The 22,815-nt window shown below is 70.0% G+C and carries 23 protein-coding genes; 6 read left to right on the forward strand and 17 right to left on the reverse strand.

Going from position 1 to position 22,815, the window contains the following annotated elements; translation table 11 throughout:
- Positions 1-55: 55 nt before the first annotated feature.
- The 4 genes from NO930_RS12780 to NO930_RS12795 all read right to left on the reverse strand — a co-directional run bounded on the left by NO930_RS12780 (position 56) and on the right by NO930_RS12795 (position 1,704).
- A complete protein-coding gene (locus NO930_RS12780) occupies positions 56-520 on the reverse strand; it encodes an RNA-binding protein (protein ID WP_256403751.1) in 465 nt (154 codons plus the stop codon).
- Between the two features lie 24 nt (positions 521-544).
- Positions 545-733: a hypothetical protein gene (locus NO930_RS12785; RefSeq protein WP_049982377.1), complete on the reverse strand. Its 189-nt coding sequence runs from the start codon at positions 731-733 to the stop codon at positions 545-547.
- Positions 734-833: 100 nt separating this feature from the next.
- Positions 834-1,421 (reverse strand): DUF7524 family protein, encoded by a 588-nt coding sequence (locus NO930_RS12790; protein ID WP_137784231.1) that lies wholly within the window; start codon positions 1,419-1,421, stop codon positions 834-836.
- A gap of 88 nt (positions 1,422-1,509) precedes the next feature.
- Positions 1,510-1,704, reverse strand: a complete 195-nt coding sequence (locus tag NO930_RS12795) for a methytransferase partner Trm112 (protein ID WP_137784232.1) — start codon at positions 1,702-1,704, stop codon at positions 1,510-1,512.
- 128 nt (positions 1,705-1,832) lie between these two features.
- On the opposite strand from NO930_RS12795, the gene NO930_RS12800 reads away from it, so the two are divergent.
- Entirely contained in the window at positions 1,833-2,111 is a 279-nt protein-coding gene (locus NO930_RS12800; RefSeq protein WP_137784233.1) for a ribonuclease P protein component 4, read from the forward strand.
- 15 nt (positions 2,112-2,126) lie between these two features.
- On the opposite strand, the gene NO930_RS12805 is transcribed toward NO930_RS12800, so the two are convergent.
- The 3 genes from NO930_RS12805 to NO930_RS12815 all read right to left on the reverse strand — a co-directional run bounded on the left by NO930_RS12805 (position 2,127) and on the right by NO930_RS12815 (position 4,696).
- Positions 2,127-2,585 (reverse strand): DUF5799 family protein, encoded by a 459-nt coding sequence (locus NO930_RS12805; protein WP_256403752.1) that lies wholly within the window; start codon positions 2,583-2,585, stop codon positions 2,127-2,129.
- Between the two features lie 111 nt (positions 2,586-2,696).
- On the reverse strand, positions 2,697-3,770 hold the full coding sequence (locus NO930_RS12810; RefSeq protein WP_256403753.1) for a mandelate racemase/muconate lactonizing enzyme family protein: 1,074 nt from the start codon (positions 3,768-3,770) through the stop codon (positions 2,697-2,699).
- Positions 3,767-4,696: a 1,4-dihydroxy-2-naphthoate polyprenyltransferase gene (locus NO930_RS12815; RefSeq protein WP_137783313.1), complete on the reverse strand. Its 930-nt coding sequence runs from the start codon at positions 4,694-4,696 to the stop codon at positions 3,767-3,769. The genes NO930_RS12810 and NO930_RS12815 overlap by 4 nt, the downstream gene beginning before the upstream one ends.
- A 164-nt stretch (positions 4,697-4,860) precedes the next feature.
- Between NO930_RS12815 and NO930_RS12820 the strand changes: the two genes are divergently transcribed.
- From NO930_RS12820 to NO930_RS12830, 3 genes are all read left to right on the forward strand, one after another.
- Positions 4,861-5,403, forward strand: a complete 543-nt coding sequence (locus tag NO930_RS12820) for a carboxymuconolactone decarboxylase family protein (protein ID WP_137783312.1) — start codon at positions 4,861-4,863, stop codon at positions 5,401-5,403.
- A gap of 65 nt (positions 5,404-5,468) precedes the next feature.
- On the forward strand, positions 5,469-5,747 hold the full coding sequence (locus tag NO930_RS12825; protein ID WP_137783311.1) for a DUF7111 family protein: 279 nt from the start codon (positions 5,469-5,471) through the stop codon (positions 5,745-5,747).
- Positions 5,748-5,790: 43 nt separating this feature from the next.
- Entirely contained in the window at positions 5,791-6,264 is a 474-nt protein-coding gene (locus NO930_RS12830) for a VOC family protein (RefSeq protein ID WP_256403754.1), read from the forward strand.
- Positions 6,265-6,337: 73 nt separating this feature from the next.
- Here NO930_RS12830 and metG read toward each other — a convergent pair whose 3' ends face one another.
- The 4 genes from metG to dcd form a co-directional block, all read right to left on the reverse strand.
- Positions 6,338-8,464 (reverse strand): methionine--tRNA ligase, encoded by a 2,127-nt coding sequence (gene metG, locus NO930_RS12835; RefSeq protein WP_256403755.1) that lies wholly within the window; start codon positions 8,462-8,464, stop codon positions 6,338-6,340.
- Between the two features lie 172 nt (positions 8,465-8,636).
- Positions 8,637-9,089, reverse strand: coding sequence for a pyridoxamine 5'-phosphate oxidase family protein (locus tag NO930_RS12840; RefSeq protein WP_256403756.1), 453 nt, complete (start codon positions 9,087-9,089; stop codon positions 8,637-8,639).
- Positions 9,090-9,169: 80 nt separating this feature from the next.
- On the reverse strand, positions 9,170-10,084 hold the full coding sequence (locus NO930_RS12845; RefSeq protein ID WP_256403757.1) for a thiamine-phosphate synthase family protein: 915 nt from the start codon (positions 10,082-10,084) through the stop codon (positions 9,170-9,172).
- Entirely contained in the window at positions 10,081-10,686 is a 606-nt protein-coding gene (gene dcd, locus NO930_RS12850) for a dCTP deaminase (RefSeq protein ID WP_137784710.1), read from the reverse strand. Before dcd ends, NO930_RS12845 begins: the two co-directional genes overlap by 4 nt.
- 116 nt (positions 10,687-10,802) lie before the next feature.
- Here dcd and NO930_RS12855 point away from each other — a divergent pair, with 116 nt between their 5' ends.
- Positions 10,803-11,942, forward strand: coding sequence for a thiamine pyrophosphate-dependent dehydrogenase E1 component subunit alpha (locus NO930_RS12855; protein ID WP_256403758.1), 1,140 nt, complete (start codon positions 10,803-10,805; stop codon positions 11,940-11,942).
- 30 nt (positions 11,943-11,972) lie between these two features.
- On the opposite strand, the gene NO930_RS12860 is transcribed toward NO930_RS12855, so the two are convergent.
- From NO930_RS12860 to glpA, 6 genes are all read right to left on the reverse strand, one after another.
- On the reverse strand, positions 11,973-13,292 hold the full coding sequence (locus NO930_RS12860) for an NAD(P)/FAD-dependent oxidoreductase (protein ID WP_256403759.1): 1,320 nt from the start codon (positions 13,290-13,292) through the stop codon (positions 11,973-11,975).
- Between the two features lie 72 nt (positions 13,293-13,364).
- The gene (locus tag NO930_RS12865; protein WP_256403760.1) at positions 13,365-14,822 is read right to left on the reverse strand and encodes a CRTAC1 family protein; all 1,458 of its coding nucleotides are present in this window, start codon (positions 14,820-14,822) and stop codon (positions 13,365-13,367) included.
- Positions 14,823-14,935: 113 nt separating this feature from the next.
- Positions 14,936-16,072: a hypothetical protein gene (locus NO930_RS12870; protein WP_256403761.1), complete on the reverse strand. Its 1,137-nt coding sequence runs from the start codon at positions 16,070-16,072 to the stop codon at positions 14,936-14,938.
- Between the two features lie 142 nt (positions 16,073-16,214).
- Complete coding sequence (locus NO930_RS12875) at positions 16,215-17,732, reverse strand: anaerobic glycerol-3-phosphate dehydrogenase subunit C (RefSeq protein WP_256403762.1); 1,518 nt, start codon at positions 17,730-17,732, stop codon at positions 16,215-16,217.
- The gene (gene glpB / locus NO930_RS12880; protein WP_256403763.1) at positions 17,729-19,108 is read right to left on the reverse strand and encodes a glycerol-3-phosphate dehydrogenase subunit GlpB; all 1,380 of its coding nucleotides are present in this window, start codon (positions 19,106-19,108) and stop codon (positions 17,729-17,731) included. Before glpB ends, NO930_RS12875 begins: the two co-directional genes overlap by 4 nt.
- Positions 19,095-20,876 (reverse strand): anaerobic glycerol-3-phosphate dehydrogenase subunit GlpA, encoded by a 1,782-nt coding sequence (gene glpA, locus NO930_RS12885; protein ID WP_256403764.1) that lies wholly within the window; start codon positions 20,874-20,876, stop codon positions 19,095-19,097. Before glpA ends, glpB begins: the two co-directional genes overlap by 14 nt.
- A 408-nt stretch (positions 20,877-21,284) precedes the next feature.
- Here glpA and glpK point away from each other — a divergent pair, with 408 nt between their 5' ends.
- Positions 21,285-22,814 (forward strand): glycerol kinase GlpK, encoded by a 1,530-nt coding sequence (glpK, locus tag NO930_RS12890; RefSeq protein WP_137783675.1) that lies wholly within the window; start codon positions 21,285-21,287, stop codon positions 22,812-22,814.
- Position 22,815 lies beyond the last annotated feature (1 nt).

The raw sequence follows: 22,815 nt of genomic DNA on the forward strand, positions 1-22,815 counted from the left end.
GGGAACGGCGGGTGCGTTCAAAAAGCCACGGCGGTCGGACGGTCCCGTCGTCCGATCAGGCGTCGTCGGTCGCGGCCGGTCCGTCACCGTCATCGGCCAGCCGCGACAGCGTCTCGCGCGCGTTCTCGACGGCCTTCTCTTTCTTCGCCGGATACGCCTCTACCTTCGCCCGAACGGTGATCCCGGGGCCGAGCCGGACCTCGCCGCGGAAGGCGGCCTGTTTGTCGACGCGCAAGAAGAGCGCGCAGTTGTCGTCGACGCGGTCGTCGAGCTCGTCGATCACGCGATCGACGCCGTCGAGGTCGGCGAGGGCGTCGAGCACGTGGCGCATCCCGTCGGCGTTCTCGACGCGGGCGGAGAGCACGACGATGCGGTCGCCGTGGTGGCCGACGTTCTCGGCGCGGTCGATTTCGGCGTCCTCGGGGAGGAACGTGCGGAGGGCGTCCGTGACCCGCTTTTCGTCTTCAGTGGCGTACGCGAACGCGCGGAGATCGACGTAGTGGAACGGGACTGTGGGCATTACGGGGTAAAACGGTGGGAGGCGTTACTCGTCGCTCTCGACGGCGTCGAGGGACTCCTCGGGAACGCCGGTCTCCTGACCGTCCTCGAAGCTGACGGTGTAGGTCGCGTCGCCGAACATCGTCTCCATGACCTGCGTGATCGTGCCCGTCTCGCCGTCGTACTCGCTGTGTTTGTCGTGGAGTACGACCTCGTCTTCCTTCTCGAAGCTCATGAATGCCCGTTCCGCTGGGACAGTTAAAAGCGCGCGGATCCCGAACGCCGCCGTCGAAACTCCGGAGAACGTCATCGCACCGCAAGCGGGGCGGGCGCAGTTACCACACCGCAAGCAACGCGGCGATCACCGACACCGCGATGACCACGCCGACCGCGACGGAGACGATCACGCTGTCGACGGTGAGCGCGACCGAGACACCCGCGACGACGGCCACGAGCGCGAGCAGGGCGGCGGGCACGCCGCCCCGCTCGACGAGCCGGTCGAGCGCGTTCTCGACGCGTTGTCTCAGCGGCGTCTCCGGGGGGCGCTCCGGCGGCTTCGTGAACGTCTCGTCGACCGCGACGGTGTCGGCCTCGGTGTCGGCCGGCGGGTCGATCTGCACGTCCACGTACCGCGTCTCCGAGCCGTACCCGGTGACGATCTTCAGCTTTCCGCGGACCGGCTCTCGGAGGTCGTCGGCCGAAACGGACACGTGAACGTGTCTCGTCGCCTCGTCGTCGACGAAGTGGTTCGTCTCGTCGACGGACGCGACCCGGTCTAGGTCGTCGTCGAAGTGGACGTGGACGTGGGTCGAGCGTCCACGGTTCTCGAACGCGATAGGGAACGGCCCGCTCGCCGAGAAACGGTCCGGGGCCCGTATCTCGTGGACCGAGTCTCCGTTCAGTTCGACGACGAGTGTCGGCACGTGTGGGTCGACGGACTCACACTAAAAAAAGATGCAGTACGATTCGTCGCGTGCGTCTACTCCGCTAGGCGTCTCGATTCGCACCGACTCAAGCGGCCGCCTCGTCTCGCATGTCCGGGGGAAGGAGGTTCGGGATGCCGTCTTCGATCGGGTACGTCTCTCCGCACTCGGTGCACGTGAGCGTCCCGCGCAGCACCTCTCCTCCGTCCCGCTCGTCGGCGTCGAGGTCGAGGTCGGCCTTGTCGAGCGGACAACAGACGACGTCCATCAGAGATTCCTTCATACCTCCCGGTTCGCGTGCGCCGGTAAAAAACCGTGCGGGTCGGACGCACCGGTGGGACCGGGCGAGTCGACCGGCCCGGACGGCGGCCGATGACAACGATTTTGACGGTTGGCTCCCCCGGACGGCGTATGGGGATCCCGTCGGAACGGATCGAGCGACTGTTCACGCTGGCACGCGAGGCGGTCGTGGACGACGAGTACGACAGGGCTCGCGAGTACGTGGCGCTCGCGCGCCGGATCGCGGAGCGGAACCGATGTGGCGTCCCCGCCGCGTTCTCGCGGCGCACCTGCGACGACTGCGACGTGTACCTGCGCCCGGGGAAGACGAGCCGGGTCAGGCTCGGACCGGGCCGCGTCGTCGTCCGCTGTCGCGAGTGCGGATCGACCGCTCGGTACCCGTTCGACTGACGTGCTTCGGTCCGCTCACTCCGCGTAGGCGACGCGGACCTGCTCCCACTTCCCGACGTCTTCCAAGTGCGCCTGCAGCTCGTCGGCGTACTCCTGTACGAGCCGTTCGGCCGCGTCGAGCTCCTCCTCTGAAACCCCGTCGTCACCGCCCCCGCCGAGGCCGAGCGCACCTTTGATCGAGTCGACGATCCCTCCGCCGGACTCGCTTCCCCCGCCCGACCCGCCCGGCGCGCCGCCCATCGCCGCGACCTGTGACCTGACGTTCTCCAGCTCCGGCATGATCGTCGGGAGGTTCGACGTGTCGGCGACCAGACTGGCCGCGTCGGGGTCGTCGTGGTTCTCGATCTCGAAATCGACCGCGGTCATGATGAGCCCCCACTCTTGGCTGGTAAACCGGGAGTCGGCCACGCGGTCGTTGAACTGGGTGTCGACGGTCATTCGCTCGCCGACGATCGCGTCTGTCCACTCGCTCATACGCGGCCGTTCGGCGCTCGCGAGTAAAAGCCCGTCCCCGCGCGCTCGATGCGTCCGGTCCCGTCTCCCGGACTGCGCGCGCCGCCGCCGCCCACGTGAGCGCGCCGCCGCCTACCTGAGCGCGTCGAACGCGCCGCCCGCCAGCCCCGGATCGCTCGGTACCGCAACGGCCCCGTCGGCGACCGGACACGGGTCGGGAGCGAGGTCGTCTTCGAGGAGCGACCCGGTCGCGACCCCGCATGGGCGCACCTCGGGGATCGCGGCCGCGACGTGGACCGCAGCGGTCCGGGCGACGACCGCGTCGATCGTCGTGGTGACGACCGGGTCGACGCCGGCCGCGAGCGCCCGCAGCGCCGCCGACAGCGCGCGGTCGGGGCCGCCGAGCGCCATCGGTTTTACCACGAGCGCGTCGGCCGCGCGAGCGTCGAGGACCGCGTCGAGGCCGTGGTCGGAAAGCGACTCATCGAGGGCGATCGGCACCGGTGCGTCCGCTCGGAGGCGAGCCGCACCGTCGAGGTCGGCGGCGGGGAGCGGCTGCTCGACGTACGCGAGATCCAACGGCGCGAACCGGTCGAGCGCCTCGCGCGCCGTCCGCCGATCCCACGCGCCGTTCGCGTCGGCCCGCAGCGCGACCGCGTCGCCGACGGCGTCGCGGACCGCTCGGAGCCTCGCGGCGTCCGCGTCGACCGACCGCGCGCCGATCTTCACCTTGAGACAGTCGAACCCCTCACCGACGGCGCGGCTCGCGGCCGCCGCCGTCGCGTCCGGGTCGGCGTCGCCGATCGTCGCGTTGACCGGTACCGTCTCGCTCGGGGACGGGAGGCCGCGATCCGCGGCGAGTTCCGCCGACAGCGACCGCCCGGCGTCGCGGGCCGCGGCGTCCGTGAGCGCGAGGGCGAGTCCGTGGCGGGCCGCGGGCGCATCGGCCGAGTCGAGGCGGACGAGCGGATCGGAGGCGAGCGTCTCGTCGGCCCCCGCGTCCCGAAGCGCGGACTTACACGCCGACAGCGACTCGGTCCAACCGGGCAACGGGGTCGCTTCGCCGATCCCCGTCGCCGCCGACGAGCCGGACGCTTCGGCGTCGACGGCGACGACGAACCCCTCGCGCTCGCGGATCGGTCCGCGAGCGGTGTCGAGCGGGTTCGTCAGTTCGAGCGCGAACGGGCGCAGCGACGCCCGGGTCACAGCGCGATCCCGACGGCGAACGCGACGGCGTACGCCGCGAGGAGCTTGCCGGTCGATTCCAGCGCCGGGTTGAGCGCGTCTCCGGCCGTCTCCGTCAGGACGGTTCGGGCGACGGCGACGGCGAGCGGGAGCGTGACGACCGGGAGGAGCGCGGTGAGCCCGCGTCCGGTCGCGACGAACCAGAGCGGGACGAGGTACGCGAGCGCGAGCAGCGCGCAGAACTGCGCGCGCGAGAACCGGTAGCCGAACCGCACCGCGAGGGTGCGTTTCCCCGTCTCGGCGTCCTCGTCGCGGTCGCGGACGTTGTTGACGACGAGGATGTTCGTCGAGAGCGCGGCGATCGGGAGGCTGGCGACGACCGCGGACGGCGTGACGGTTCCGGGCGGCACCCACAGCGGGAACGCGCCGGCGGCGAGCGCCGCGGCCTGCACGTAGTAGGTTCCGGTCACGGCGATCACGCCGAAAAAGAGGAACACGAACACGTCGCCGAGCCCGTGGTACCCGAGCGGGTACGGACCGCCCGTGTAGGCGATCCCCGCGGCCACGGACGCGAGCCCGATCACGAGGATCGGGACACCGCCGACGGCGACGAGGTAGGTCCCGACGGCGATCGCGGTCGCGAACGTGAGCCACATCGCCCGCTTCACCTCGTGCGGCTCGATGAGTCCGCTAGCGACCACGCGGGTGAACCCCTCGCGGTCGTCGGTGTCCGCGCCCTGAATCGCGTCGTAGTAGTCGTTCGCGAAGTTCGTTCCCACTTGGATCAGCGCCGCGCCGACGAGCGCCGCCAGCGCGGGAAGCGGGGCGAACACGCCGGCGTCGACCGCCAGTCCGACGCCGACGATCACGGGCGCGGCCGCCGCGGGCAGCGTCTGCGGCCGCGCGGCGATCAGCCACGCCCGCCGCCGCGACACCTCAACGTTCATTACGCTCAGTTGGGTCGGTTCGCCCCTTAAGGTTACCATCGCCGACGCCGGGACGCGCCCCGCGGGGCCGCCATCGTCTCCGTCGCGGCTGGACCCGCCACGACAGTCCCGGCCAACGCTACCGAGGCGCACACAGCTATCCCCGTGCGTCGCGAGGCGGTCGTATGGCCCGCGTACCATACGCCGACGCGTCAGACGTTCCGGACGAACACGAGGACCTCCTCCGGTCGTCGCTGCAGGGCAAGCCCATGCACGTCTACGAGTCGATCGGGAACAACCCCGACGTGCTCGTCGGGCTCCGGTCGTTCTTCGGAGCGCTGTGGACGGACAGCGGGCTCACGGACCGGGAACGAGAGCTCGTGATCCTCGCGGTCGCAGCCGAAGTCGGGAGCCGGTACGAGTGGCACCAGCACGTCAACATCGCGCGCGATGTGGGGATCGACGACGCCGAGATCGCCGCGGTCGGACGAGGTGACCTCGCCTCGCTCGACGACGACGAGGGCACGCTTCTGGAGTACGCGCTGGCGGTGGCCCGCAACGAGGTCGACGCGATCGTCCACGCCGAAACCGCCGCGCTGTACGACGACGACGCGATCGTCGGTGTCGCCGCGATCGCGGGTGCTTACGGCGCGCTCGCGCAGATGATCGACGCCTTCGACCTCGAATTAGAGGAGGGCACGTCGTTTCACGGCTGGGACCCGCGGTGACATCTCCGCGGCGCGACCCCGTGCGGAACCGATAGATACGACCGCGTTCGGTCCGTTCCGCGTGTATGAGCGACACCACGACCGCGGAGGCGAACGGCGTCACCGCGCGCTACGAGGAGGCCGACGGCGAGCGGCTGCTCACGTTTTCGACAGAAGGCGGGACCGCGACGGTCGCCCAGAACGTCGACGGCTACGCGATGTTGAAGGTCCGGACCGGCCCCGACGGGGACGAACTGGAGCGGTACTACGGCTTCGACATGGCGCTCGATCACGCCGCGGAGCTGCTCGGCGTCGCGGTCGGCGACCTCCCCGTCCCCGAGGCCGCCGCGGACATGGGGATGTAGCGCGGTCGACACCGTTTTTTCCGCGGTCGCCGATCGGCGATCCGTGACCGACTCACCTTCTGTGACCGACTCCTCGCTCGCGTCCGACTCACCGTCCGCGTCCGATCCGACCGCACACCACGTCGGCGTCACCGTCTCCGACCTCGACCGCGCGGTCGAGTTTTACACCGATACGTTCGGGCTCGACGTCGTCTCCGAGTTCTCGGTGGGCGGCGAGGCCTTCGCCGAGGCGGTCGACGTGGAGGGGGCGGCCGCGTCGTTCGCGCACCTCGACGCCGACGGCGCGATCGTCGAACTCGTGGCGTACGACCCGCGAGGCGAGCCGGAGCCCGACCCCGAACTGAACCGGCCGGGAGCGGTCCACCTCGGGCTCTCCGTCGACGACGTGGAGGGGTTCTACGCCGACCTCGACGACGCCGTCGAGACGCTTTCTCCGCCGCGGACCACGTCGAGCGGCACGACGATCCTGTTCGTCGTCGACCCCGAAGGGAACCTGATCGAAGTGCTCGACGCCTGACCGGAACGTCCGGCGCGAGGCTCGGTCCGCGGGCGGCGTCTCACTTCGTCTTATTCACTACCCCCGTCTCGCCTCACTTCACCTTCGTTCCGGGAGCGGCGTCTTCGTAGGTCGTCAGGAGGTCGGCCTCCTCGCCGGCCGCGAGCACCATCCCGTTCGACTCGACGCCGAACAGCTCCGCCTTCTCCATGTTCGCGAGGACGATCACCTTCGTGTCGGGCAGGTCGTCGACGTCGTGGAGCCGTTTGAGTCCCGCGACGATCGTCCGCGTCTCCGCACCGAGGTCGACGCGGAGCTTGAGGAGGTCGTCCGCGCCCTCGATGCCCTCGGCCTCTTCGATCCGGCCGACCCGGATGTCGAGTTCCTGGAACTGGTCGAAGCCGATGCGGTCGTCGCTGAGGGGTTCGATGTCGGTCATGTCGTCGGTGTCGTCGTGGTCTCCGTCGGTCGCGTCGCCGTCCTCGCCGTCGTCAGCGTCGCCGCCGTCGCCGGCTTCCGCCTCGGCGACGCGCGATTCGAGCTTCTCGTTCAGCGCCTCGACGCGCTCGTCTTCGATCTGTGCGAACAGCTCGGTCGGTTCCGCGAGGTCGCCCGCGGGGCCCTCGCGAGCGGCTTCGACGGTGACCTCGTGGACGGAGCCGTCCTCGCCGAGCTGGTCCCAGAGGCGCTCGCACTTCTCGGGGGCGATCGGCTCGAAGAGGACCGCGATCGCCTTCGCGACCGCGACGCAGTCGTGGATGACCTGCGCGGCCTCCTCCGGCTCGTCGTCGACGAGCTTCCACGGCTCGCTCCGCTGGATGTACTCGTTGCCGAAGCGCGCGAGGTCGGTGACGGCGTCGCCGAGCGCCCGCACCGAGTAGTCGTTGACGGCCGCCTCGACGTCGGCTATCGCCTCGTCGATCCGCCCTTCGACCTCGTCGCTCGTCGCCTCGGCGATCGGGGCCTCGTCGTAGTTGCGGTGGGCGAACAGCAGCGACCGGTAGAGGAAGTTGCCGACGGTCCCGACGAGTTCGGTGTTCACGCGGTCTGCGAACTTCTCCCACGAGAAGTCGACGTCCTGCTGGAACCCGCCGTTGGTCGCGAGGTAGTAGCGCAGCGGGTCGGGGTGAAATCCCTCCTCCAGGTACTCGTCGGCCCAGACGGCGCGGTCGCGGCTCGTGGAAAAGCCCTTGCCGCCGAGCGTGACGAACCCGCTCGCCATCACCGCGCGCGGCTCGGCGTGGTCGGTCGCCTCCAGCATGGCCGGCCAGAAGATCGTGTGGTGCTGGATGATGTCGCGGCCGATGACGTGGATTATCTCGCCGCCCTCGGGGTGGGCGTCGTGCGCGCCCTCTTTCCACGCCGCCTCCCAGTCGAAGGCGTCCGCGCCGACCCGCTCCGAGAACTGTTTGGTCGAGGAGATGTACTCGATGGGGGCGTCGACCCAGACGTACAAGACGAGGTCCTGCGGGTTCTCTCCGGGGTAGTCGATCCCCCAGTCCATATCGCGGGTGATACACCAGTCTTGGAGCCCCTGATCGATCCACTCGCGGGGCTGGTTCCGTGCGTTAGAGGTCCCCTCCAAGCGATCGAGGAACTCGGAGAGGTAGTCGGCGAACGCGGAGACCTCGAAGAACTTGTGGGTGCGCTCGCGGTACTCGGCGGGGTTGCCGGTGATCGTCGAGACGGGGTCTTCGACCTCGCCGGGTTCGAGGTGGCGCTGACATCCCTCGTCGCACTCGTCGCCGCGGGCGTGCGCGCCGCAGTACGGGCAGGTCCCCTCGACGTACCGGTCGGGGAGGTACTGGTCGTCGACGGGGTCGTACGCGACCATGATCTCCTTCTCGTAGAGGTGACCGCCGTCCGCTAGGTCGCGGACGAGCCCTTGGGTCGTCTCCGTGTTCGTCTCGTCGTGCGTGTGGCCGTAGTTGTCGAACTCGACGTTGAATTTCGGGAACGTCTCGGCGTACGTCTCGTGCCAGTCGAGCGCGAACGACTCGGGCGAGACGCCCTCCTTCTCGGCGTTGACCGCGACGGGCGTGCCGTGCATGTCGGAGCCGGAGACGAACGCGGTCTCCTGTCCGAGGCGGTCGAGCGCGCGGCTGAACACGTCGCCGCCGACGTAGGTGCGGAGGTGGCCGATGTGGAGGTCGCCGTTGGCGTACGGCAGTCCACAGGTCACCACCGCCGGGTGGTCGGTGGGAAAGTCGTCGTGGCTCATGTGGTGGGTGTTCGTGTTGTCGTGGATACGGGCCTAAAGCCCCCTGATTTCCGGGTGCGATCGAGGCGGATCCCCCCGTGAGTGCGAGGCCGCACCCGGCCGTGCCAACGAGTGCCGCACGCGACCGATCGCGAGTACGCGACCGACCGCGACGGCGTCCGGGAGCCGCTCGTCAGGGCTCCATCGACCGTTCGGCCCGACCGGTGAGTCGGTCGGGATCGAGCCGGTAGAACTCGAAGGTCACTTGATTCGTGGGTTTACCGAAGACGTCGACTATCGGTATCCGGCTCGTCCGTTCGAGTCCGGCGAGCGCCTCGGTCGAGAGGGACTCGTCCGCCGTCGACACCAATCGGCCGCTCGCGACCACGCTCTTCCACCGGTCGCCGCGCTCCCCGTAGGTGACGAACGTGGCGTCGCGCTCCGTCGGCTCCGCCTTTCCGCTCTCCTCTCCGACGGCCAGTCGGAAGTAAAACACCGCGTCGACCGGATCGTACCCGTACGAGACAGGAACCGAGTGCGGGGGATCGCCGTCGCCCGTCGACAGCGAGAGGACCCCCGTTCCCGCCCGTCCCAGGAACTCGTCGCGCTCGTCTGCGTCCATCCGAACTGCGTCGAGATCGCTCATACGTCACCTTCGTCCGGGACGGTAATGAAGACCGATCACGAACCGTCCACAGATGGGAGCAGCCGCCAGTCGCGTCTCGCTCACACGATTTTCCGGACGATCGCGGCCGCCTCGGACGCGGTCGGCGCGAGGACGTAGATGATCGGCTCGATGCCGACCGCGCCGGTCTGATAGCAGACGAGCGGTCCGTCGTCGCTCTCTGCTGAGAGGTCGGCGGCCGCGACCGCCTCCCGTACCGCCTCGCGCGTCGGGCGCTCCGGATCGAACTCGACGGTCGGGTACGAGTCGGCGAGCGTCTCGACGGTCTCGGGACCGTACCGGAGGTTCACCGCGCCCCGGGCGGTCGATCCGGCCTCGCGGGCGGCGAGCAGGACGCTCGCGACGTGCTCGCTCACGCCGAACTCCGGCTCGCCCGGGACCATCGCCTGCCCCTTCACGTCGACGAGCCGGCCGGGGACGGCGGCGACGTCGTCGACGGTCGCCGCGTCGTCGAGACACTCCACGACGTTCGCGCCGACGTTCGGGATCAGGCCCGCGAACCCCGACGCGTTCGTCAGGGTGCGGAGCCCGCGCCGGACCGACCCGAGGACGCGCTCGCGCTCGCGGAGCCCGCTGTCCGGGTCGTGGACGGAGAACTCGACGTCGGCGTCCGACAGCGCCGGCATCGCCTCCTCGTGGAGGTCGGCGAGCAGGTCGCCCTCCTCGAGCCGGCGGATCAGCACCTCGATCTCGACGAGCGCGCCGACGGGCGTGAGGTCGCCAGCGGCGAGTCCCTCGCCGACGCGGTCGACGAGGTCGCGGACCCGGTCGTCGGCGACGACGCGCTCGTGTCTGGCGACCTCGCCGTGGGCGTACTTCGAGACCGCAGACTGCGAGATCCCGAGCGCGTCAGCGACTTCCAGCTGCGTGAACCCCCGCTCGCGGAGGTCCTCGGCGAGCATCGAGCGCACCGTGGGTAAGAACTCGTCGACGACGACCTCCTCGATGAACCTCATCGGGAGTCGCCCTCCGAGCCGCCGTCCGAGAACTCCGGATCGTCGCCGATCCGCGAGGCCTGCGGGCCGTCCTGGTTCTGGTACTTCGAGCCGCGCTCCGCTCCGTACGGCCTGTCTGCCGCGGAGGTGAGCTCCGTGAACGTGAGCTGTGAGACGCGCATCCCCGGCGAGAGCGCGACGGGCGCGGTCCCGAGATTCGAGAGCTCGAGGGTGATCTGTCCCTCGTATCCGGGGTCACAGAGCCCGGCAGTCGCGTGCACGACGATCGCCAATCGGCCGAGCGAGGAGCGCCCCTCGACGTGCGCGACGAGATCGTCTGGGATCGCGACGCGCTCCGCGGTCGTACCGAGGACGAAGTCGCCGGGGTGAAGGATGAACTCGTCGCCCTGATCGACGGTGGTCTCCGTGACGTACTCGCCGACCTCGGCGGCCTCCGTCGGGTGGATACACGGGATGTTGGTCCGCTGGAACTCCAAGAACCGCTCGCCGAGCCGGAGGTCGACGCTGGCCGGCTGGACCTGCTGGTCGACGTCGTCGAGGGGTTCGATCGCGAGGTCCCCGTCCGCGAGCCGGGAGAGGATGTCCGCGTCCGACAATATCATACCGGGAGAGGGTGCGCGGTCGGTATAAATTCCTCCAAAACGCTCGGACGAACGCACGCGGCGTCTCCCCCTTCCCGACCGCTAACTCCTTTGACCTCGGCGCAGATCGATACGACATGGACGAACACGGGACCGACCCGCTCGCCGACGAGGACGTGGTCCGGGTGCTCGACGCGGACGGGCGTCCGCTCCCGGACGCGACCGTTCCCGACCTCTCTGACGACCGGTTTCGGGCGATTTACCGCGACCTCGTCGTCACCCGGCGGTTCGACGAGCGCGCGGTCAGCCTCCAGCGACAGGGCCGGATCGGGACGTACGCGCCCTGTGCGGGACAAGAGGGGTCCGCCGTCGGCTCGACGCACGCGCTCGCGGACCGCGATCTCATCAGCTACCAGTACCGCGAGCACGGCGCGATCGTCGTCCGCGACCTGCTCACCGAGTACCTCCCCTACTGGATGGGCCACGAGGTCGGCACGGAGGCGATCGCCGCGGGCAACGTCTTCCCGCTGAACATCGGCATCGGTGCGCACATTCCGCACGCGGTCGGCGCGTCGTGGGCGTTCGACTACCGCGACGAGGACCGGATCGTCGCCTGCCACTTCGGGGGCGGCGCGACGAGCGAGGGCGACTTCCACGAGGCGATGAACTTCGCCGGCGTGTTCGACACCCCCACGCTGTTCTGCTGTCACGCCAACGGCTGGGCCATCTCGATCCCCGAGTCGGACCAGACCGCGAGCGAGACGTTCGCGCAGAAGGCGGACGCCTACGGCTTCGACGGCGTCCGCGTCGACGGGATGGACCCGCTGGCGAGCTACGCGGTCACGCGCGAGGCGGCGAAGCGAGCGCGGGCGGGCGGTGACGGGACGGACGCCACTGCGTCCGACGACGCCCACCCTCGTCCCGCGCTCATCGAGTTCGTCGAGTACCGGTTCGGCGCGCACACGACCGCCGACGACCCCACCGTCTACCGCGACGAAGAGGAGGTCGATCCGTGGCGCGCGCTCGACCCGATCGATCGGATGGAAACGTTCCTCCGCGAGACGGGCCGGATCGACGACGAGGGCGTCGCGGCGGTCCGCGAGGAGGCGGACGAGGTCGTCGCAGACGCCATCGACGCCGCGGAATCGGTCGAGGCCGACCCCGCGGACATGTTCGATCACGCCTACGCCGAACTCCCGCCGGAGGTCCGCCGCCAGCGCGACGCACTGCTCGCCGCGGTCGACGAGCACGGCGAGGACGCGTTCCTGCGGGAGTAGCGAGAAGCGGGAACGCGCGGCCACACGAGCCTACAGGTACGTTCGCGCCGCCTCCGCCGCCGTCCTCCCGCTCTCCATCGCTCCCTGAATCGACGACCACTCCGTGTAGTCGCCGGCGAGCACGACCGGCCCCTCGGGGTCGTCCGTGTCGGGGAGCGCCGCGTGGACGCCCGGCGGCTGTGCGAACTGCGCGAACCGGATCCGGTGGACGTCGACGGTCTCCAAGTCGGCGAAGTCGCCCTCCGGGAACCACGCGCGAAGCGCGTCGCGGACGTCGTCGCGGAGCGCGTCCGCGGGGCGGTGTAGCGGTCCGTCGCCGAGGAACGTCGCCGCGAGCAGCGCCCGACCGTCGGGCGCGTACTCCGGCGCGACCGTCGACATCGGCACGACCGCGTTCGGCGACTCGCCGGCGGCGTTGAGCAGGATCCGGGAGCCGGCATCGGGGGCCGCGTCCGCCGGCAGCGCGTACCAACCGGTGACGTTGGGGACGCCCTCCGTGGGGATCGCGTCGACGCCGGTAAGCTCGCGGGCCTCCGGCGGCGACGCGGCCACGACGACCGCGTCGCTCTCGCGCGTCGAGCCGTCTTCGAGCTCGACGACGGCGCGCCCGGCGGACGCTCCGCCTCGGAAGGGGAGCCGCCCGCCGCCCGCCGCTCGGACCGACTCGACGGCCGCGTCGGTCCGTATCTCGACGCCCGCCGACCGGGCGCGATCGGCGAGCGCCTCGGGGAGCGCCGCCATCCCCGCCGCCGGCACGCCGATCGCGCCGCGGCTCATCGCGCGGAACGTGTACTCGAAGACCTGCTTGGAGGTCGACAGCGTGCGGTCGAGGGTGATCCCGCCGTAGAACGGCTCGACGAAGTTCGCGAGGTAGTCGTCGGCGAACCCCCAGTCGCGGAGGTACTCGCGGATGGACGCGTCCGGTCCGGAGAAGAAGTCGCTCTCGTTCCGTCGGTCGAGGTCGTACCGGAGCGCGAGCGTCCGGAACTTGTCAGAGAACGACACCTCGTCGTTTCGCAGCGACGCGAGCGCGTGCCGGGGGTCGCGGATCGGATCGGCGAGCACCGCGCGCGACCCCGGTCGACAGATCGTCGCGCCGGGAGCGAACCGCCGGAGGTCGAGGTCGTCGACCCCGTCGGAGCCGAGTTCGCGCTCGACGGCGGGATAGCCCGTGAAAAGCACCTGGAACCCGCGGTCGAGCGTGAATCCGTCGACCGTCTCGGTCCGCACGCGGCCGCCGACCTCCGGGCGGCGTTCGAGAAGCGTCACGTCCGCGCCCGCGTCCGCGAGTCGGGCCGCCGCGACGAGCCCGCTTAGCCCGCCGCCGACGACGGTGGCGTCTCCGTCCATACAGGCGTATCGGGACGCGGGATTATAAGCGGCGGCGGGTCGCTGGCGGACGGGTCGACTGTCGCCGCGGGGTCACCGCCCCGCCGACGACCCGCCGACTCGACCGCCGCGCCGTCGCGTCACGGCCAGGTTCGACGGGTGTTCGACGCCGATCGACGCGTTCGTCGGGAGATCGGTCAGGGTCCGTTCGCGGCCGTCCGGCCAGCGGACGGTCGCGCTGAGGGGCGTCGCGTCCCCGAGGCCGAAGTGCGCCACCGGCTCGGTCTGACAGAGACAGCCCCCGCCGGCGTCGATCGCGCGGCACTGGGTTCCGTCCGTCGTATCGAGGCTGACGACCGCGCCGCGGGCGGGGGCTCCGTACCGCGTCGAGGGCCGGATCCGAAGCCAGTCGGCGTCCGCGGCGTCCGAATGTCGGTACACCGTGATCGGCTGTGCGGCGACCTCGCCGTGGACGACGACCAGTTCGAGGACCCCGTCGCCGTCGAGGTCGGCGGCGACCGCTCCCGTACCGAACCCGTCCGGCTCGGCTGCGGGCCCGGGGTCGACGCGCCGCCAGCGCGCGTCCTCGCCGGCGTCGGCCCGGTCGGTCCGGTCGGTGGCCCGTTCTTCGACGCGCTCGTAGAGGCGGTTCGGCTCGCCGGCGGCGTTGTAAAACAGCTCCTCGCGGCCGTCGTTGTCGAAGTCGGCGGCGACGACCGTTCGGACGCGCCGAGGACCCCGGAGCGAGTCCGTCGCCACGTCCGAAAACGACCCGGACTCGGTGCGGCGGAGGAGGCGGTTCGGCCCGTCCTCGTTGCCGATGGCGAACGCGAACGCGCCGCCCTCGTCGACGAGCGCGGCACCGCGGGTGTCGCCGGCCGGGTCCGCGAGCGCCGGGACGTCGCCGGACCCGTCGTAGTGGCCCCCCTCGTTCCGGAACAGCCGGTTCGCTCCCCGCTCGACGCCGGCGAACAGGTCGCCCTCGCCGGAGCAGTCGGGAATCGAGAGCAGCGAGCGACAGCCGCCCTCGACCGTGAGGCCGACGGCCTCTGCCATGTCCGTTATCTCCCCGTCGTCGCCGAGCTCGTAGAACGCGAGCGGTGCGGCGTATCCGGAGACGGCGACCCCGTATCGTCCCGTTCCGAGGCGGTCGAGCGCGGCCACGGAGCGCCCGGCGCGGACGTCGAGGCGGTCCGCGTTGACGTCGAGAGCGAACACGTCGGTCCAGCGGAACCGATCCGATTCGACCCGGCTCAAGAGCAGGTCCGGATCGCCGCCGTCGACCCCTCTCGCGCAGTTGTGTACGTACACCTCCTCGCAGCCGTCGGCGTCGAGGTCGGCGGCGCAGACGCCCATCCCGTGGCGGGTCCCGTCGGCGACGATCCCGCAGGCGGTGTCGACGAAGCGGTCGCCGTCGCGGGCGTACAGGCGGTTCGGCTCTCCGTAGCCGGCGACGAAAAGGAGCGGCCCCTCCCGGCCCGGCGTCACCGCGATACCGTAGCCGCGAAGTGGGTCGTCGCCCGCGAGGAGGTCCGACCGCTCCGTGAACATGACCGTCCGTCACCGCTCGGAGAATATGAACTCACGGGTTGGATTCACGACGCGGGCGACGTGGTATTTACTCGGTCGCCTCGCCGCGACGGTCGCGGGACGCGCCCCGGCGGCTACAGGTTTCGATCGATGTACCGGTGAATCGCGCGGACGCGATCCGGCTCGAACGACCAGAGCCCGCGCCAGACGCGCGGTTCCGACTCGACCGCGAGGAGGGCGACGCCGCCTTCGAGCCCGCGCTTGATATCGGCACCCGCGTCCGGCCCGACCGGCCGCGGTCCGTCCGGCGGCCGGTACACGACGAACCAGCTGTCGGTGTAATCCGGCGTGTAGCCGCTGTGAATCGTCGCGTCGAGCCCGTTCGGCACGTCGTCGGGCACGCCGTAGAGGTGCGTCTCGACTCCGCCGCCGGCAACGCGCTCGTACACGTCTCGGGTTCCGACCTCGTCGTCGAGACGGGAGAGCCGCTGGAACGACGAGCGGAGCGTGCCGTTCCCGGCGATCCACGCGGCGCGTTCGATGAACCGAGAGATGGTGATGAGAAGCAGTTTCTGTCTGTTCGATTCCGGATAGCCCCGCAGCGTGAACAGCGTGTCGTCGAGCCCGGAGATGACGGCCGGGAGATCGAGGTCGGCGATGGGGCGGCTGCCCGTGATATAGAGGTCGGAGTTGACGAAAAGCACGGCGTCACCCAGTTCGCCGAGCGTCGACCCCGCTATCACCTCGTCGCCCTCGACGAGGAGCGCGAGGTTCTCGACGTCGGCCAGACTGTCGCCGTCGAACGACACCGCGTCGTTCCGACGCAGCTCCTCCGCGTCGATCACGAGATCGGGCGCGGCCTCGGGGTCGTCCCCGGTGGTCCGTATCGCGGTGAACTCGCTCGCGGTGAGGCCGCTGTCGCGCGTCGCCCCAGAGGAGACTGCTCTGCGGTCCGCCTCCGTTCTCGTGCCGTCGGCCGCCTCCGTTCTCGCGCCGTCTGCCGCCTCCGTCCTTGCCCCGTCTGCCGCCTCCGTTCCCGCGCCGTCCGCCCGCTTCCGGGCGTGGGTGCCCGTGTCCTCTGACCCTTCGCCGTCCGCCGATCGCCTCTCCCCCGTCGTCTCTCCCACCGCTTGTCCGTCGATCACGGTCACCCCGTCGTCCCCGAACGTGTCGACGAGCATGTTCAACACGGGGTCGGGGTCGGTCCGGTTGACCACGACGAGGGATCGCTCGACGCCGTCGAAGCGGTCGAGGAGCTGTTCGAGCGTCACGAAACGTGTTCCGGGTGAATCTCGTATAAGTATTGGCTCGCGGTTATCCGTTTTGAAAAACGGCGGTCGAGGGCCGTCAGGCCGGGGATTTTTCAGTCTGCGCGTCGGTCACTCACCGACGCGTTCTCGTTCGCTGGACCTCTCAGGCGACCGTGTCTTCGAGCAGTTGGAGCGGGTGTCTGATCTCGTAGCCCGTGCCGTGTTCCATCTGCATCGCGCAGGTCGGACACTCGGTCATCCCCACGTCGCCCTCGGCGTCCTCCATGTGCTCGAACATCTCCGCGCCGATCTCCATCGACTTCTCGTACTTCTCTTCTTTCCAGCCGTAGGTCCCGGAGATGCCGGAACAGGAGTCGCCGACGTCTTCCATCTCGACGCCCTCCACGTCGCGGAACGTCTCGACGGCCTGCCGAGAGAGTCCCTGGTTGCGGGCGTGACACGGCGCGTGGTACGCGAACGACTGCTCGTCGGCGAGCTCGGTGTCCGCCAGCTCACCCTCCAGATCCTCGTGGATCCGGAGGTATTCGAGCGCCTCGAAGGTGTGCTCGGAGACGTCCTCGATCCCGTGGATGTCGAACAGTTCGGGGTACTCCTGTCGCAAGGAGAGCGAACAGGAGGTACACGACGCGATCACGTCCGCGCCCTCGCCTATCGCCTCGACGAGGTTCTCGACGTTCGTCTCCGCGTGTCTCCGGGCGTCTTTCAACATCCCGTTCGCGAACATCGGCGTCCCGGAGCACTTCTGGGGCGGCACCATGACCTCGTACCCGAAGTGCTCGTACACCCGCACCATGGCCTTGCCGACCTCTGGGGTGTTGTAGTTCGAGTAGCAGCCGTGGAAGTACGCCACCCGCTTGTCCGGGTTCTCGACCTGCGCGCCGCCGCGCTCGCGCCACCACTCGCGGAACGTCTGGGTGGCGAACTCGGGGAAGTCGCGCTCGCCGGCGATCCCGAGCACCTTCTCGCCGAGCGTCATCGCGCCCGGGATCTTCGCCGCCGCGTTCGCCAGCCGCGGGACCTTGCTCGCGATGGAGGCGAAAAAGCGGTAGTTCGAGAGGATCCGATTGCGAACGTACTCCCGCGAGAGCTTCTCCATCTGCTCTTCGACGAACTGCCCCCGCGCCTCGTTGTGCATCTGCGAGAGCGGCACAGAGGAGGGACACGCGGAGTCACACCGCATGCAGTTCGAACACGACGTGATCGACTCGTCGATGTCGTGGTCGTCCTTGCGCTTGAGCCGCCACTGCTCCGGTCCCTGGAACTTCGGCCCCGGGAACTCCTCGTCGACCTCGGCGACCGGACAGGAGGTGTCACAGCTCGTGCACTTGTAACAGGAGTCCGCGCCCTCCCTCAGGTCGAGGTCGCCGCCGGGGAACACGTCGACCGGGTCGTAGGCGTCGGGGTCGAGCTCGGCCGAATCGGAGCCGCCGGTCGCGCTCTCGACGCCGCCGTCGGTGGCGGCGCGGTCCGAAAGCCGCGCCGCGTCTCCCCCCGCCGAGTCCCCCTCGTCCGGGACGAAGATCGACGGCTGCTCGTCGCGGCCGACCCGGGGCACGCCCGGCCCCGGACGCGGCGTTTCGTCCGAGTCGTCGGTCGTCTCTCCCGGTTCGCCGGTCGTCTCTCTCCCGTCGTCCTCGTCGGTTCGTGTGTCTCGTGTCATTCGTTCGCCTCCGTCGCCGCCTCTCGTCCGGCCGTCACGCCGGTCGCGAGCGACACCCCGCTCGCGGATTTCTCTCTCGCCACGTCCGCGCCGCCGACGACCCCGCCGGCCGCGAAGACGTTCTCGTACTGTACCCCCCCGTCCGCGTCCAGCGGCCGACACCGCTCGTCGGGACGCACTCCGAACCGGGCGTACGGCTGGTCGCCGAACGCGTCGTCGACGAACCAGTCGTAGCGGTCCGCCGGCTGGTCGACGTGCAGGTCGAAGACGGGCTCGCGGACGCCCTCTCGGTCGGAGTCGAGCCCCTTGCCCACGAGTCCGCCCGTCGCCAGCACGAACGCGTCCGCGCCGTACGGCGTCTCCCGGCCCTTCCGGTCGACCGAGACGGTCTCGATCCGCCCGTCTGCGGCCGCGTCGATCCCCACGACGGGGTTGCCGGTCTCGAACCGGACGCCGGCGTCGGCGAGCGCGTCGTACAGCCGGTCTTCGAGCCGGAGCCCCGGCAGGCTCGGCGGCCCCATCGGAATCTCGAACACGTCCGCGCCGAGCCGGTCGGCGAGCTCGGCGCGGACCTCGTCGCCGCGGTCGTCGCCGAGGAACGCCGGGAACCCCACGCGGTCGACGCGCTCGACGCCGCCCGCCTCGTCTTCGGCGTCGTGGAGGTGCGGCGCGACCGCCCTCGCGAGCGCCTCGCGAGCGGGCGTCCCCTCGATCTCCTCGTCGTGGTCGAGCGCCTTCGCGACCCGCGTCACCTTCGTGTCGGCGCGGAACGCCTCCGCGAACTCGACTTCCGCGCCGGCGACGTCGAACGGGACGCCGGCGGCCTCCAGCCGCCCCGCGAACGCCCGCGCGTCGTACTCCGTGAGCGACCGGAACCCGACGATGAGCGTCGGCCGCGGGTCGCTCGCGAGTCCCGCCTCGGCGGACGCGGGGTACCGCGCGGTCGGCTTCACGCTCCCGCCGAACGTCGGAACGAGGGCGTTGCGGTCGGTGTGGCCCCCGCGGTAGGCGTCGCCGGCGAGGTCGTCGAAGAGCGCGAGCCCCTCGCGGAGCGCGTCCGCGCCGACGATCCGGTACGGATGCGAGTCGGGAAGCCGTTCGATCCCCTCGAACGGGTCGGAAAGCGGCCCCTCCGGGTCCGGCCACTCGTCGCGGTCGAGTTCGCGGCCCGCCGTCGGCGGCCCCTCTCGGAGCGGCGTCGCGGGCTCGGTCGCCGGGACGTAGCCGAGCGCGTCGATCAGCCCGGAGGCCTGCCGGAGCGTGCTCGACTTGTGCGAGACGAGCCGCACGTCCGCGCCCTCGCGGGCCGCCGCGACCGCCGCCGCGACCGCCGCTAGGCCGCCGCCGACGACGAGCACGTCGCTATCGATCGCCATCGGTCACCCCGTCCGTCGCGGCGTTCTCGCCGACCCGGCCGCCGTCGGCCGCGGCGGTTCCGGCGGGTTCGGAGCCGTCCGAGCCGGCCGCGTCGGCGTCGGCACCGGCGTCGAACGCGCCGAAGTCCACCGAGCCGTCGAGGCTCGCCGGGTCGCCGTCGCGGTTCATCGTCGTCGCGTGCAGCAGGTGGTTCAACATCGCCTGCGAGAGCTGCCGGCCCCACAGCGCGTGCCGCTGTCCCTTCCAGCGCTCCTGATACAGCTCGTCTTCGGCGTCGCGGACGACCGGTTCCGGGTACTCCCGAGCGAGCTCCGCGGCGATCCGGTGTGAGCAGAACCCGCCCTGACAGTTGCCCATCGAGGCGCGGGTCCGGAGCCGGACCGCGTTGAGGTCGCTGCCTGCCTCGTCGATCGCGTCCCGCACCTCCGCGCGCGTGACGCCCTCGCACTCGCAGACGACGGGGTTGGGGTCGACGCCCTCCAGCACGTCCTCGGCGCGCGACCCGAGCCGCTGGCCCGACCGCCGGGCGACCGGCGACCGGAGGCCGAACTCGTCCATCAGCTCGTTCATCCGCGCCGGGCTCTCGGAGCCGGGCAGCGGCGCGTCGGCGGTGTCGCAGGTCGCCTCGTGGCCGAGCGCGTCGCAGACGTGATCGGAGATGGACTCCGCCATCATCCGGTAGGTGGTGAGCTTCCCGCCGACGATGGTCGTCATCCCCGGGAGGTCGTCGCGGTCGCCGTGGTCCAAGAGGAAGTAGTCGCGCGTGATGTCGGTCGGGTCCTCGGTGCCCGTGCCCGGCGGCTCGTACAGCGGCCGGACGCCCCAGAACGACCGGAGCGTCCGGGCGTTCTTGAGCTCCGGCACCAGCTCGGAGAGCGTCTCGATCATCAGGTCGACCTCCCAGTCCTCCTCGGGGTAGTCCTCGGGGTCGTCGACCTCCTCGTCGGTCGTTCCGAGGATGCAGGCGGTCTCGTGGGGAACGATTATGTCGGCGTCGCCCTTCGGCCGGCAGCGGTTGATCACGGTGTCGACCTGCCGGGTGTTCATCACCGTCATCACCCCCTTCGAGGGGCGTACCTCCACGTCGACGCCGGCCATCTCGCCGACGTTGCCCGCCCACGCGCCGGTGGCGTTGACCACGTGGCGCGCGCGGATCTCCTCCGTCGCCCCCGGCTCGCGGTGGACGCGCTTGCCGGGGCCCGTCTCGTGTTCGATCTCGACGCCGACGACCTCGCCGTTCTCGACGAGCACGTCGGTGACCGGCGCGTGGGTCTCGATCCGCGCGCCGTGCTCGCGGGCGTCGGCCGCGTTCGACACGCAGAGCCGGAACGGGTCGACCGCGCCGTCGGGTAACGCGATCGCCTTCTCCACGTCTCGCGCGAGGTACGGCTCGCGTCGGCGAGCCTCGTCGCCGTCGATCACCTCCGCAGGGATGTCACACGCGCGACACCCCTCCAGTTTCTCCTGGAAGTACTCCTCCGAGTCCTCCGGTCGCTTCACGAACAGCCCGCCGGTCTCCTCGACGCAGTGGGCCGCGATGTCGCGGAGCACGCGGTTCTCCTCGATACACTCGCGGGCGCTCTTCTGGTCTGAGACGGCGTACCGCCCCCCGCTGTGTAACAGTCCGTGCATGCGCCCCGTCGTCCCGTGCGTCAGGTTCCCCTTCTCGACGAGGACCGCCTCCAGCCCCCGCCGCGCAAGGTCCCTGACGACGCCGCATCCCGTCGAACCCCCACCGACGACGACGACGTCCACCTGTCTGTCCATGCGTATCGCTTGGACCCTGCCCACTTTACTTTATCTCCTACCTACTACCGCGGGTAACGATACGAGTTATTCATATAGGTTGTCGGGCAGAGTCACCGAGAAGATTATATACTGTCTTTTTCATACGGCGCTCAATCGAGATTTTAACGGGAAGTTTATTATGGTAGTACGTTATGTTCACGAACGGCGTGGTAGCTTCCGTGAAGATATGTCGCGTCGGCGATGGCGACGTGCTCGCGTTCGGGCGACGAGTCGGTCTCGCCGCCGAACGCGGGGTCTGCGGCGAACGCCGCAGGGGGGACGCCGCGGCGTGTTCCGGACGGTGGCGGTGGTCCGGTCGACCACCGCGACGCCGTTTGCGACCGTCGCCGTCGAGACCGGACCAGCGCCACAGGAGGGATCAAACACATGACACAGTACGTCGGTGCGATAGACCAGGGGACGACTGGCACCCGCTTTATGGTGTTCGACCACGGCGGGCAGGTCGTCGCGAACGCTTACGAACAACACGAACAGATCTACCCCAATCCCGGCTGGGTCGAACACGACCCGATCGAGATCTGGGAGAACACGCAGCAGGTGGTCCTCGACGGCCTCGCGGACGCGGGGCTCGAAGCGGACCAGCTCGACGCGATCGGGATCACGAACCAGCGCGAGACGACGATCGTCTGGGACAAGGACTCCGGCAAGCCGGTCCACAACGCCTTAGTCTGGCAGGACCGTCGGACGACCGACCGCGTCGAGGAACTGCAGGAGGCGGACATGGTCGAGGAGATCCGCGAGAAGACCGGCCTCGAAGCAGACGCGTACTTCTCCGCGACCAAGACCGAGTGGATCCTCGACAACGCGGAGCCGCTCAAGATGCAGAGCTCCCGCGGCGGCGACCTCCGCGACCGCGCCCGCGACGGCGAGCTGGTGATGGGGACGATCGACTCGTGGCTCATCTATAACCTCACGGGCAACCACATCACGGACGTCACCAACGCCTCCCGGACGATGCTGTACAACATCCGGGACTTGGAGTGGGACGACGAACTGCTGGAGGAGTTCGACGTGCCGAAGCAGATGGTGCCCGAAGTACGCCCCTCCTCGGACGAGGAGTACTACGGCCACACCGACGCGGACGGCTTCCTCGGCGAGGAGGTCCCCGTCGCCGGCGCGCTGGGCGACCAGCAGGCCGCGCTGTTCGGGCAGACCTGCTTCGACGAGGGCGACGCCAAGAACACGTACGGCACCGGCTCCTTCTACCTGATGAACACGGGCACCGACGCCGTCGAGTCCGACCACGGACTCCTGACGACCATCGGCTTCCAGATGTCCGGCGAGCCGGTTCAGTACGCGCTCGAAGGCTCGATCTTCATCACCGGTGCCGCGATCGAGTGGTTAGAGGACGTCGACCTGATCAACAACGCCGCACAGACCGCAGAGCTCGCTCGGTCGGTCGATTCGACCGACGGCGTCTACATGGTCCCGGCGTTCACGGGGCTCGGCGCGCCCCACTGGGACGGTCGCGCCCGCGGCACCATCGTCGGGATGACCCGGGGCACGAGCAAGGAACACATCGTCCGCGCCACGCTCGAATCGATCGCCTACCAGACGCGCGACGTCGCGGAGGCGATGGAGGCCGACTCCGGCGTGGAGACGACGAGCCTCCGCGTCGACGGCGGCGCGGTGAAGAACAACTTCCTCTGTCAGCTCCAGTCCGACATCATCCAGACGGACATCGCCCGACCGGAAGTCGACGAGACGACCGCGCTCGGCTCCGCGTACGCCGCCGGGCTCGCCGTCGGCTACTGGGACACCGTCGACGAACTCCGCGACAACTGGCAGGTCGACCGCGAGTTCACGCCCGAAAAGAGCCAGTCGGAGGTCGACCCGCTGTACGACCGCTGGGGCGACGCCGTCGAGAAGTCGCTCGACTGGGCACAGGAGGAGTAGA

Source organism: Halorubrum salinum (assembly GCF_024494575.1).
GTDB lineage: Archaea > Halobacteriota > Halobacteria > Halobacteriales > Haloferacaceae > Halorubrum > Halorubrum salinum.

Coding starts and splice junctions, on each gene's coding strand:
- NO930_RS12780 (WP_256403751.1), bottom strand. CDS start 520: ATGCCCACAGTCCCGTTCCACTACGTCGATCTCCGCGCGTTCGCGTAC.
- NO930_RS12785 (WP_049982377.1), bottom strand. CDS start 733: ATGAGCTTCGAGAAGGAAGACGAGGTCGTACTCCACGACAAACACAGC.
- NO930_RS12795 (WP_137784232.1), bottom strand. CDS start 1,704: ATGAAGGAATCTCTGATGGACGTCGTCTGTTGTCCGCTCGACAAGGCC.
- NO930_RS12800 (WP_137784233.1), top strand. CDS start 1,833: ATGGGGATCCCGTCGGAACGGATCGAGCGACTGTTCACGCTGGCACGC.
- NO930_RS12805 (WP_256403752.1), bottom strand. CDS start 2,585: ATGAGCGAGTGGACAGACGCGATCGTCGGCGAGCGAATGACCGTCGAC.
- NO930_RS12815 (WP_137783313.1), bottom strand. CDS start 4,696: ATGAACGTTGAGGTGTCGCGGCGGCGGGCGTGGCTGATCGCCGCGCGG.
- NO930_RS12820 (WP_137783312.1), top strand. CDS start 4,861: ATGGCCCGCGTACCATACGCCGACGCGTCAGACGTTCCGGACGAACAC.
- NO930_RS12825 (WP_137783311.1), top strand. CDS start 5,469: ATGAGCGACACCACGACCGCGGAGGCGAACGGCGTCACCGCGCGCTAC.
- metG (WP_256403755.1), bottom strand. CDS start 8,464: ATGAGCCACGACGACTTTCCCACCGACCACCCGGCGGTGGTGACCTGT.
- NO930_RS12840 (WP_256403756.1), bottom strand. CDS start 9,089: ATGAGCGATCTCGACGCAGTTCGGATGGACGCAGACGAGCGCGACGAG.
- NO930_RS12845 (WP_256403757.1), bottom strand. CDS start 10,084: ATGAGGTTCATCGAGGAGGTCGTCGTCGACGAGTTCTTACCCACGGTG.
- dcd (WP_137784710.1), bottom strand. CDS start 10,686: ATGATATTGTCGGACGCGGACATCCTCTCCCGGCTCGCGGACGGGGAC.
- NO930_RS12855 (WP_256403758.1), top strand. CDS start 10,803: ATGGACGAACACGGGACCGACCCGCTCGCCGACGAGGACGTGGTCCGG.
- NO930_RS12860 (WP_256403759.1), bottom strand. CDS start 13,292: ATGGACGGAGACGCCACCGTCGTCGGCGGCGGGCTAAGCGGGCTCGTC.
- NO930_RS12865 (WP_256403760.1), bottom strand. CDS start 14,822: ATGTTCACGGAGCGGTCGGACCTCCTCGCGGGCGACGACCCACTTCGC.
- NO930_RS12875 (WP_256403762.1), bottom strand. CDS start 17,732: ATGACACGAGACACACGAACCGACGAGGACGACGGGAGAGAGACGACC.
- glpB (WP_256403763.1), bottom strand. CDS start 19,108: ATGGCGATCGATAGCGACGTGCTCGTCGTCGGCGGCGGCCTAGCGGCG.
- glpA (WP_256403764.1), bottom strand. CDS start 20,876: ATGGACAGACAGGTGGACGTCGTCGTCGTCGGTGGGGGTTCGACGGGA.
- glpK (WP_137783675.1), top strand. CDS start 21,285: ATGACACAGTACGTCGGTGCGATAGACCAGGGGACGACTGGCACCCGC.